1 protein-coding gene is annotated in these 287 nt (G+C 34.8%); it reads right to left on the bottom strand.

All coding sequences use genetic code 11. The features are described from left to right. Positions 1-287: serine hydrolase domain-containing protein (locus tag ACPYOJ_RS35125; protein WP_481420349.1), on the bottom strand; the 287-nt coding region annotated here is incomplete at both ends.

The following is a 287-nucleotide window of genomic DNA, read 5'->3' as shown; positions in this document are numbered from 1 at the left end:
CGATGAACATAATATTGTTATAATCTAATGTGGTTCTAAAAGGATTTTCCGGTTTTAAATAGCGGACGTTGTGAACAATATCATTTACGGTTAAATTTCCACCTTCCGGAAAAAACATCAGATCACCTTGTCCTAATCCTAATCCTGCTCTATGCGTTACCAGATCTTTAATGGTAACATTCTGAGAAACATACGGATCATACATTTGAAATTCAGGAATATATTTTGAAACTTTATCGTCCCAGTCTAATTTTCCTTCATCTGCTAAAATTGCCAGAGCTGTACAG

It is taken from the genome of Rhizobium sp. SVR5-9E, assembly GCF_056755095.1.
Note: the sequence above shows the minus strand (reverse complement) of the source record. Positions and strands in the feature narration are given on the sequence as shown.